The organism is Citrobacter sp. Marseille-Q5395, assembly GCF_947057495.1.
Taxonomy (GTDB): Bacteria; Pseudomonadota; Gammaproteobacteria; order Enterobacterales; family Enterobacteriaceae; genus Citrobacter; species Citrobacter murliniae.
The window spans coordinates 1-9,395 of record NZ_CAMSEL010000042.1 but is presented as its reverse complement, the minus strand read 5'-3'; the positions used below and the strand labels follow the sequence as shown (position 1 = coordinate 9,395).

The 9,395-nt window shown below is 53.9% G+C and carries 8 protein-coding genes and 3 pseudogenes; 5 read left to right on the top strand and 6 right to left on the bottom strand.

Annotated elements, in window-relative coordinates; genetic code table 11:
• Positions 1-146: 146 nt before the first annotated feature.
• Positions 147-1,874, bottom strand: a pseudogene (locus tag OH663_RS25440) (Tn3 family transposase); the annotation flags it as partial.
• 158 nt (positions 1,875-2,032) lie between these two features.
• Between OH663_RS25440 and OH663_RS25435 the strand changes: the two are divergent.
• From OH663_RS25435 to OH663_RS25425, 3 genes are all read left to right on the top strand, one after another.
• Entirely contained in the window at positions 2,033-2,611 is a 579-nt protein-coding gene (locus OH663_RS25435) for a recombinase family protein (RefSeq protein WP_016151342.1), read from the top strand.
• A gap of 175 nt (positions 2,612-2,786) precedes the next feature.
• Positions 2,787-3,992 carry a chromate efflux transporter gene (chrA, locus tag OH663_RS25430; protein ID WP_004206572.1) on the top strand — a complete coding sequence of 402 codons (1,206 nt, stop codon included), beginning with the start codon at positions 2,787-2,789 and terminating at the stop codon, positions 3,990-3,992.
• A gap of 10 nt (positions 3,993-4,002) precedes the next feature.
• Positions 4,003-4,308: a PadR family transcriptional regulator gene (locus OH663_RS25425; RefSeq protein ID WP_004206574.1), complete on the top strand. Its 306-nt coding sequence runs from the start codon at positions 4,003-4,005 to the stop codon at positions 4,306-4,308.
• Between the two features lie 128 nt (positions 4,309-4,436).
• On the opposite strand, the gene arsH is transcribed toward OH663_RS25425, so the two are convergent.
• Complete coding sequence (arsH, locus tag OH663_RS25420; protein ID WP_007898876.1) at positions 4,437-5,135, bottom strand: arsenical resistance protein ArsH; 699 nt, start codon at positions 5,133-5,135, stop codon at positions 4,437-4,439.
• Positions 5,136-5,220: 85 nt separating this feature from the next.
• On the opposite strand from arsH, the gene OH663_RS25415 reads away from it, so the two are divergent.
• Both OH663_RS25415 and OH663_RS25410 read left to right on the top strand, forming a co-directional pair.
• Positions 5,221-5,541 (top strand): transcriptional regulator, encoded by a 321-nt coding sequence (locus OH663_RS25415; protein ID WP_022649397.1) that lies wholly within the window; start codon positions 5,221-5,223, stop codon positions 5,539-5,541.
• Positions 5,542-5,585: 44 nt separating this feature from the next.
• Positions 5,586-5,855: pseudogene (locus OH663_RS25410) on the top strand (ArsB/NhaD family transporter); the annotation flags it as partial.
• On the opposite strand, the pseudogene OH663_RS25405 reads toward OH663_RS25410, so the two are convergent.
• The 4 genes and pseudogenes from OH663_RS25405 to OH663_RS25385 form a co-directional block, all read right to left on the bottom strand.
• Positions 5,847-7,340, bottom strand: a pseudogene (locus OH663_RS25405) (TonB-dependent siderophore receptor); the annotation flags it as partial. The pseudogenes OH663_RS25410 and OH663_RS25405 overlap by 9 nt on opposite strands.
• An 86-nt stretch (positions 7,341-7,426) precedes the next feature.
• Positions 7,427-8,380 carry a ferric citrate uptake sigma factor regulator FecR gene (gene fecR, locus OH663_RS25400; RefSeq protein WP_023304425.1) on the bottom strand — a complete coding sequence of 318 codons (954 nt, stop codon included), beginning with the start codon at positions 8,378-8,380 and terminating at the stop codon, positions 7,427-7,429.
• Positions 8,377-8,898 (bottom strand): RNA polymerase sigma factor FecI, encoded by a 522-nt coding sequence (gene fecI / locus OH663_RS25395; RefSeq protein ID WP_016151347.1) that lies wholly within the window; start codon positions 8,896-8,898, stop codon positions 8,377-8,379. The genes fecR and fecI overlap by 4 nt, the downstream gene beginning before the upstream one ends.
• 370 nt (positions 8,899-9,268) lie before the next feature.
• A partial coding sequence (locus OH663_RS25385) for an IS1 family transposase (RefSeq protein WP_213090707.1) occupies positions 9,269-9,395 on the bottom strand: 127 nt, incomplete at its 5' end.

Sequence of the window (9,395 nt, the reverse complement as noted above, 5' to 3'; positions counted from 1 at the left end):
GGAGGTTCATCAGGCGCGGAACTCATCAAGGCGCGGGAATAAAATCCCATTCAGACGCCGGATAGATTCAAGCAAGCCAACTTGTCGTCAAAATCGGTGTTGCAAAAACGGGAGTGACCATAGATTCGTTTTCCAAGCGGCCCCCTTTTAGGGTGAGGGAGCATGCCATAAACCAGATCGCCAAAAGGGGATGCTGCTGAAGGGACACTGTTATCCAGCGGGGTAATTTTCACGCCTTTATCCGATATATCAACATCGGGTAAATCACCGGCCAGCGCCATCGCGTTAACTTCTTCCAGACGCGATGCAAGAAGCGTCAAACGGCTCTTGATGTATTCATGGCAATCGGCCGGAACAGCAAGGGGTAACTGGTTATCCCGGAGTGATTTTTCAAAATCGTCTGACGGGATCAGATAATCATCGAAATTCCTGTAGCGGCGTGACCCCTTTACCCAGGTGTCACCTGAACGTAAGGCTCCCTTCAGTTCATTCAGCACGCAAAATTCGTAATATTTTCGGTCAATGCCGGTGGGGGTGATCACAACCTTTCTCCAGCTTTCCGGGATGAACCCGATTGGCGCGGAAGGCGGTACTTTTCGGAGTTGTTTTCTATACATATCTCTGACGGTATCCAATGCGTCACTGAGCTGCATTGCGGCGGGTGCAGCCCTGAACTGCAACACGGACAGCATCCGGGGGGCGTATTTACGCAACGTACTGTATTTTTCTGTGATCAGATGCAACGGGTCGAAGTTGTCCTTACGTGACAGGAACCGCGTCTCTTCCACGCTGTTGATGAATTCCTGCCAGGGAAGGACGTCTTCTATTGCGGCCCAGGGATCTTCCCCGGACTCTCTGGCGTTAAGTAATGCCTGTCCGACGGTAACGTATTGCTTCAGTTTACTCTGAATCAGCTTTCCCGTTTGCTGGAGCCGCTCGGCCTGAGTACGTTTTGCCCTGCTGAACAGACTACTCAGAATACGCTCGTGCAGATCAATAACTTCGTCAGTCAGGGTGGATCTGGCCTCCGATATGATACAAACCAGCGAGGCATAACGGCGAACATCCGTGAATCTTGCCAGATCCCGGCTACTCATTTTCCTGCCTTCGCGTGCGAGTTTCAGGAGTCGGTTCTGGTGAACGGAAAGTGCAATGCCGTCAGGGAGTGCCAGCGACTCAATCGCATTTAACCGGTCGATATGTTGCAGGACATTTTTACCATTAATTTTTCCCGGAGGCTGGAGCAGCCAGGCCAGCCGTGAAGGTTGCTCACCCTCAGATACCAACAGACGGTCCAGTGCCGCTTTATGCCCTGGTTCAAGCTGCGCGGTAAGCGCAGAAAAAACCGCCCTGTCGGCAAGTGTTGTTGCTTCGGCCAGGGTTCGTTCGATCACTTCAACAGAGGGGAAAATAACCTTATTATTGTGGAGCCAGGAGAGCATTTCCTCCGCAAGTAAAAAACCTCTGTCTGTCCGCATGGCGTGGGGATAAAGGTGGCGAATACAGGTTTTTTGCAGCGCCCGGTTAAAAGGGGATAATTCCAGGTAGCGGTAGAGTTCAGCCAGATGTTCCCAGCGGGTGACCTCTCTTGATGCATACTCGGCCCACAAATCAGACTGGACTTTCAAATGAGCCGCCAGCCTGAAGACAACACAGTCGTGAGGTGAAATACTTTTGTCGGGAGGAAACCCTAGTCCTCGCAAATAACAGAGTAAAACTGCAAAGCCCAGACGGTTAGCTGGCCTGCGGTGTTAATTAATGAGCGCGAGGTCATGTTCACTCAGAAAGCACATGCGCGTCAGAAATACGTCATCATCTGGCACAATCAACAAGCGTTCTTTTTCTTCACTACTGAGTATTTGTCTCCGTGGCATAAATGCTTCCCCTGCACATAGTTCATTAAAGTTATCATTCGCACTGACCGAAACCGGTCGGTTTCGTACGCCTCGCAAACAATATGTCCGAAAGTCAGCGAAATTTGTTTCGTACATACGTTATAATTCGGACACCCTTTGCGTACGGAAAGTTTCCTATGTCACGAGTTTTTGCCTACTGTCGGGTCTCCACTCTGGAACAGAATACAGAAAATCAGCGCCATGAAATTGAAGCGGCGGGTTTTGCCATCAGACCCCAGCGGCTGATTGAGGAACATATAAGTGGTTCGGTTGCTGCCAGCGAAAGACCAGGGTTCATCCGGTTGCTTGATCGAATGGAAAGCGGTGACGTATTGATTGTCACCAAACTTGACCGACTCGGCCGTAATGCGATGGATATCCGAAAAACAGTTGAACAACTGGCTACTTTAGATATCCGTGTTCATTGTCTCGCTCTCGGAGGTGCGGATTTAACCAGCCCGGCCGGAAAAATGACTATGCAGGTGATTTCAGCTGTGGCTGAGTTTGAGAGGGATCTGCTGATTGAACGCACACATTCAGGGATTTCTCGGGCAAGATCAGCCGGGAAACGCTTCGGTCGTCCGCCCATCTTGAGCGAGGAGCAAAAAAAAATAGTGTCAGAGCGCCTTAATTCCGGGGCCAGTATCAGTGCGGTTGCCAGAGAATTTAATACCACCCGGCAAACCATACTCCGGGTAAAAGCAGGACAGCAATAATACTGAATGTGAATAAAGCCCATAACTGGCCAGGCAGTTGAAACTGTTCTTGAAGTAAACATCTGGAAAGCATGAAACATCATTCTATCCACAGGGAGCAGTGGCTATTATAATCGAATTTCGATAACGAAATTCGATTATAATAGCCACTAAAACCAGCAATCAGGATCTGACCATGAACGATACTGCCAGGAATGATCACAGCCCCTGGGCTGTCTTTCTGATTTTCTTCCGACTTGGCCTGACATCCTTCGGCGGCCCAATTGCCCATCTGGGTTACTTCCGCGATGAGTTTGTGACGCGACGGCAGTGGTTGACCGAGCGCAGCTATGCAGATTTGGTCGCTCTGTGCCAGTTCCTTCCGGGACCAGCAAGCAGTCAGGTTGGTATAGCGCTCGGGCTGTCCCGGGCCGGTTATACCGGGGCGCTGGCAGCATGGGCCGGCTTCACGCTACCGTCAGCAGTTGCACTGATCCTGTTTGCGCTGGGGATGACCAGTTACGGGGATGTGATGCCCTCTGGTGTATTGCATGGGCTGAAAGTGGTAGCCGTTGCGGTGGTCGCGCAAGCTGTATGGGGCATGGCCCGAAATCTTTGCCCGGATATACCGCGTATTACTGTCATGGCAGTGGCAACCTGCTTTGTGCTTCTTGTGCCATCGGCCTGGGGACAGGTGGGAGTAATCGTCACTGCGGCTGTCACTGGCATGTTACTGTTCAAACCTCAGCAGACGACGGTACATGATCCGCTGCCCGTTTCAATACGGCGTCGCGTCGGATTGTTCTGGCTCACGCTGTTCTTTGTGCTACTGACAGGGTTACCATTGCTGACGGCGATATTCCCAAATCCGACGCTGTTAATGGTAGAAACTTTCTACCGGACCGGATCACTGGTTTTTGGTGGCGGGCATGTCGTGCTGCCATTACTGCAGACTGAAGTCGTTCCTTCTGGCTGGGTCAGCACTGATACATTCCTGGCTGGCTACGGCGCTGCCCAGGCCGTTCCTGGACCGTTGTTCACTTTTGCAGCCTTTCTCGGGGCTTCGATGAACCAGGTGCCTTCTGGCTGGCTGGGTGGTCTGGTTTGTCTGCTGGCAATTTTCGCACCGTCCTTCCTTCTGATTGTGGGAGCATTGCCGTTCTGGGAAAGTCTGCGCCGCAATATCCGTACACAAGCAGCGTTGCAGGGTATTAATGCAGCCGTAGTTGGCCTTCTGCTGGCAGCTCTCTATCAACCAGTATGGACGAGCGCAGTTCTCGCTCCGCAAGATTTCGGCCTTGCCCTTGTGGCACTGGTCGCTCTGATGTTCTGGAAACTGCCGCCGTGGCTGGTCGTAGTGAGTTGCGGTGTTGCGGGTTGGTTGTTGAGTTTAGCACTGTGAGGTTCCGGGCGTGACCGACAAAGATCTTTACGGCGGGATGATCCGTTTGCACATCCTGCATCATGCAGCCAAAGAACCCGTCTTTGGTCTGGGCATCATTGAGGAATTGCGACACCACGGTTATCAACTCAGCCCGGGTACCCTGTATCCGATGCTGCACGGTATGGAAAAGAAGGGGTATCTCACCTCACGACATGTTCAGGCCGGTCGACGAAGTCGGCGAGTATATGAAATCACCGGACAAGGGCACATAGCGCTAACGGACGCCAGAAACAGGGTGAAAGAGCTGTTCGGTGAACTTGTTGAAGGCAAATGATATGCCTATGGTTTTAGTCCGGTCTGCCGTCTTCTGAAAACGACAGACACATGTAAGATTATCCGCTGCCTGGCAGAAGGAGACTTTGTGAAAACGCTCATGGTGTGTATTTATACGATCAGAAGGCGTTATATTTTTTCCTGATTGACGCGGTACGAAAGTTCCTGATGACTCTCTTTTCGTTCGCTGTAGCGATCTGCAAGGTAGCTGGTTTGTCCCCTGAGCAGCAACGTAATTTTAAACAACTCCTCTGCGACATCTACGATACGGTCGTACCATGAGGACGGCTTCATCCTTCCGTTCTCATCAAATTCCTGCCAGGCTTTCGCCACCGAGGACTGGTTGGGAATTGTGAACATCCGCATCCAGCGGCCCAGAATGCGCATCTGGTTCACGGCATTGAAGGACTGCGAACCGCCGCAAACCTGCATCACTGCAAGTGTCTTGCCCTGCGAAGGACGAACCGCGCCTTCACTCAACGGTATCCAGTCGATCTGCGCCTTCATCACCGCGCTCATAGCCCCGTGCCGTTCCGGCGAGCTCCACACCATCCCGTCACACCATCTGACCAGCCCGCGTAGCTCGGAGACTTTAGGGTGCGTATCCGGGGCATCATCCGGCAGGGGTAAACCGGAGGGGTTAAAGAATTTCACCTCCGCGCCCATCGCCGTCAGCAGGCGACCTGCTTCCTCCGCGGCAAAGCGACTGTAGGAGCGCTCCCTTAATGAGCCATACAGGATCAGAATCCGTGGGGGCTCCTGCAGGTGCAGACGTTCGGCAATATGTTGATCAAAACAGTCAGTATTCAGGGCTGGAAATTGTTCCATTTTTCTCCTCCGGAGAGAACAGGTGATTTTAAAGTTAATATATATGATCTAACATATGTGTATTCTAAAGGGAACGGAGTGAAAAATGCTACAACCTGTTCAGCTTTTCAAAATCCTGTCGGATGAAACACGGCTAGCCATCGTCATGCTTCTCCGTGAGTCCGGAGAATTGTGCGTCTGCGATATCTGCGTTGCCACCTGCGAATCGCAGCCCAAAATTTCGCGACATATGGCTATCCTTCGCGAGGCTGATCTGGTTCTTGACCGTCGGGAAGGCAAATGGATCCACTATCGTCTGTCACCCCATATTCCGGCGTGGGCAGCAGAGACAATCACGACGACCTGGCAGTGTCTGCGCGAGGATGTACGTGAATGGCTGGACAAATCAGCCTGCACCTCCTGCTGAGGCAGGAAAACATATTTACAAAATCATATATGATGGGGTCTGAGATGCTTTTGGCAGGGAGTATATTTTTACTGACGCTGGTACTGGTGATCTGGCAACCCAGAGGCCTGAGTATTGGCTGGAGCGCGAGTATCGGGGCTGTGCTGGCGCTGGGAACCGGTGTCATCCATATCTCTGATATTCCCGTTGTCTGGAATATCGTCTGGAACGCGACAGCGGCATTTATTGCGGTCATCATCATCAGCCTGCTGCTCGATGAGTCCGGCTTCTTTGAATGGGCCGCACTGCACGTCTCCCGCTGGGGTACCCGGCGTGATGGTCCAGTTGCCGATGTCGATTTTGTCATCCAGATACCAGGCGTGCGCCTCGGTGCCGGAACGCGTGTCGCGGTCGTAAGGGCTTGAGCCGGACGGCAACTGCCCGCTGCTGGTGGCGGTGTAGTAACGCATTTCATGCGTTGATTCATTCACATAGCGATAGCCCACGCCCACTTCGTGCGCGGAAGGGCCGATCATAAAGCTCTGGCTGTAGCGTGGCTCAATACCGCGCACCCAGTAGATACGCGGCGAGAGGGTGATGCGTTTGCCTTGCTCCAGGTAGCCGCTGCGCAGGGTTTGGGTGTAGAACCCCTGAATGTTGAATTTATGCTGGCTGTCCGGCTGGAACTGGTAGCCCAGGCTCGCCAGCTTGCGACGGCCCCAGAAGCGGTCATACGGGCGGGTGGATTGCCAGCGATCGGCGTCGTAATCCGCGCGGGACAGGCCGCCGGGCATGTCGGCTTCACCATCGTAATATTGCAGCAGGCTGTTGAAGGTGTGCACCTCATTCGGCGCATATTTGCTTTTCAGCATCAGGTCGTCGATGCGGGTGGCGCTGTGCTCGCGCCAGTCACTGCCGCGCGTGCCGGAGTAGAGCAGCGCGGTGCCAAAACCGTTGTCCGCTGTGCCGCCCACCATCAGGTTGTGCGTCTCTTTCGGGTTGTTTTGTGAAGAGGTTGGGCTGAGCTGACCTTCCACCCCCGCCTCGATACCAAAGTCCTGCGGAATGGCGCGGGTAACAAAGTTCACCACGCCGCCCACGCTCTGCGGTCCGTAACGCACCGCACCACCACCGCGCACCACGTCAATGGCATCCATGTTGCCGAGCGAAACGGGAGCCAGTGAAAGCTGCGGCTGACCGTAAGGGGCAAAGGGGACGGGGATGCCGTCCATCAGGACGGTCGAGCGGCTGGCGAGGCGTGGGTTCAGGCCCCGGATGCCAAAGTTCATCGCCAGGTCGTGGCTGCCGGTGCCGTTGTTTTCCGGCGCGCTGACGCCAGGGATGCGGTTAAGCACCTCACGCATGGTGGTTGCGCCGGTTTTGGCGAAATCCTCACGGCGGATCACGTCACGCGCGCCAGCATGTTCAAATACGTCGTTTTCACGCGCATCGCCCAGCCAGTCGCCGACCACGGTCAGGGCATCTTCTTTTGGCGCGGGCGCGGTCTCCAGCGTCCAGCTGTTATTTCTCAGCGGTTTTACCTGCAGTCCGCTGCCGTCCAGCAGTTGTTGCAGGCCGCTCTCGACGTCGTAATCTCCGTGCAGGCCGTTGCTCTGCTTGCCGCGCGTCAGGCTGGCGTCAACCGAGAGGGTAATTCCGCTGTGTGCGGCATACTGATTGAGCGCTTTGTCGAGCGATCCCGGTGCGATATCAACCTGTGCAGCAAAAGCGGAAAACGAGAGACCGGCCAGCGGCAGCAGGCTCAGGCGAATGGCGTTAACCAAAGGTGTTGTTTTACGAAAAACGCGTAACGGCGTCATACCTTCTCCATCATCATTTTTGTTGTGTTCAGCTATGAGTCGAACGAGAAGGGTAAAAAGGACAATCGAAATGAGAATTATTTTTCTTACAGCGGTGAAATGTTTATCCAGTACCGCGTAATAGACTGAATTTTAACGGGAAGCGTTTGAGCGATAACGTTCAGGATCGCATCGGTATTTTTCAGCGGGAACGTCCCGCTCAGGCGCAGCCCGGCAACGGCGGGATCGCAGCGCAGCACGCCGTTGCGGTAACGGCTTAGCGTGGCTATCACCTCACCCAGCGGTTTATCGCTGAAGCTCAGGATGCCCTTCGTCCAGCTTGTACTCTCGTCATCCAGCGGTTTCACTGCGCCAAACTCAGAGGCGCTGAACTGCAGGCTTTCACCAGCGTTCACGATGCGTTTTTGCGCGGGGGCACTGGCGAGAAGCACTTCCACGGCGTGCTGCTGCACGTCAAGCTGCGTGAAATTATCCTGCTGGCGGACGGTAAATTCTGTCCCTAAAGCGGTGAGTTGGCCCTGACGGGTCAGGACGCGGAAGGGGCGTTGCTGCGCATCTTTCGCGGTAGTAATGGCGATTTCACCGTACCAGAGCCGGACGGTGCGCTGATGCGCATCAAAACGCACATCCGCCGCGCTTTGGGTATTCAGCGTGAGCAGGGAGTCATCTTCCAGTTGCTGACGGCTGACTGCGCCTTTGGCGGTGCGGTAATCTGCCCGCAGACCTTCGCCGGTTTCCGACTGCCAGAGTTGCCAGCCTCCGCCAGCGCCGAGCAACAGCAGTAATCCTTTCATCACGTGACGGCGGGTGAGGCGGGTATCGTGCAGCGCCCGGCTGGCAACGTCGCCAGGCACACCGCCAAGCTGGTTGCGCAGGTTTTCAACCTGCTGCCAGGCCCACTGGTTATCCTGATCCTGTTCATACCACTGTTGCCAGCGCGCTTCCTGTTGTGGGCTGACGCGCTCGCCGCTTAGCACGGCATACCAGTGGGAAGCTGAACGCAGCGCCTGACGGCGGGAATCGGTTAACGAAGGATTCATAACCCATGCTCCAGACGAAACAGCAGGCAGTGCTCGACGGCTTTCGCCACGTATTTTTTCACGGAGCTGACGGAAACACCGAGTTTGTGCGCAATCTCGCTGTATGTCAGGCCATCCAGTTGCGAAAGCAGAAACGCTTCACGTGTTTTTCCGTTTAGCCCGTCCAGCATGCTGTCGACGAGTTGTAGGGTCTCGAGCTGGCTTTCGCGTTCCTCAGGTGAAGGCGCTACCCCCTCCGGCATAAGCGCCAGCATCTCCAGATACGCTTTTTCCAGCGCGTTTCGGCGAAACAGGTCCACCATCACGCGTTTGGCGATAGTGCACAGGAAAGAGCGAGGATCGCGGATCGTCGAGAGCGTTTCGCTGCTCATTACCCGCAAAAAAGTGTCCTGGGCAATGTCATCTGCATCAAAGGCAGACTGGAGTTTGCGCGTCAGCCAACTTTTCAACCAGCCGTGATGGGTGCCATAAAGCGACTCGAACGTTAAGGAAGCTGTGGAAGTGGCACGGTCAGACATGCGGAGTGCATCAAAAGTTAATTATCACGTAGCCATATTAATATGAGAATGGTTATCATTACAATTGGAAATAAAATTGTTTCCAATAAACATTTTTAACATGTTGTTTTTCTAAGTGTTATAAGGTAGGTATAAAATGGGATGGATCCTCTGCTTCTGGCATCTGTCGGTCAGAATGACATCATGATGTGGTCTGCTATTATTGACATCCTCCCCGCCCTTTAGGGCGGGGAGGATGTCAACTATGAGTGTTGCCTGAAATGTCGCCAGCCCCCGGTACAGCAGAAGTATCTCGGGCTTTCTGCGTTTGCTCCTGGTGGGTATGGCCCCCGCAAGCGGGGGTTATTGCTAACTGGGTAATGACTCAAAATTATTGATAGTGTTTTATGTTCAGATAATGCCCGATGACTTTGTCATGCAGCTCCACCGATTTTGTGAGCGACAGCGACTTCCGTCCCAGCCGTGCCAGGTGCTGCCTCAGATTCAGGTTATGCCGC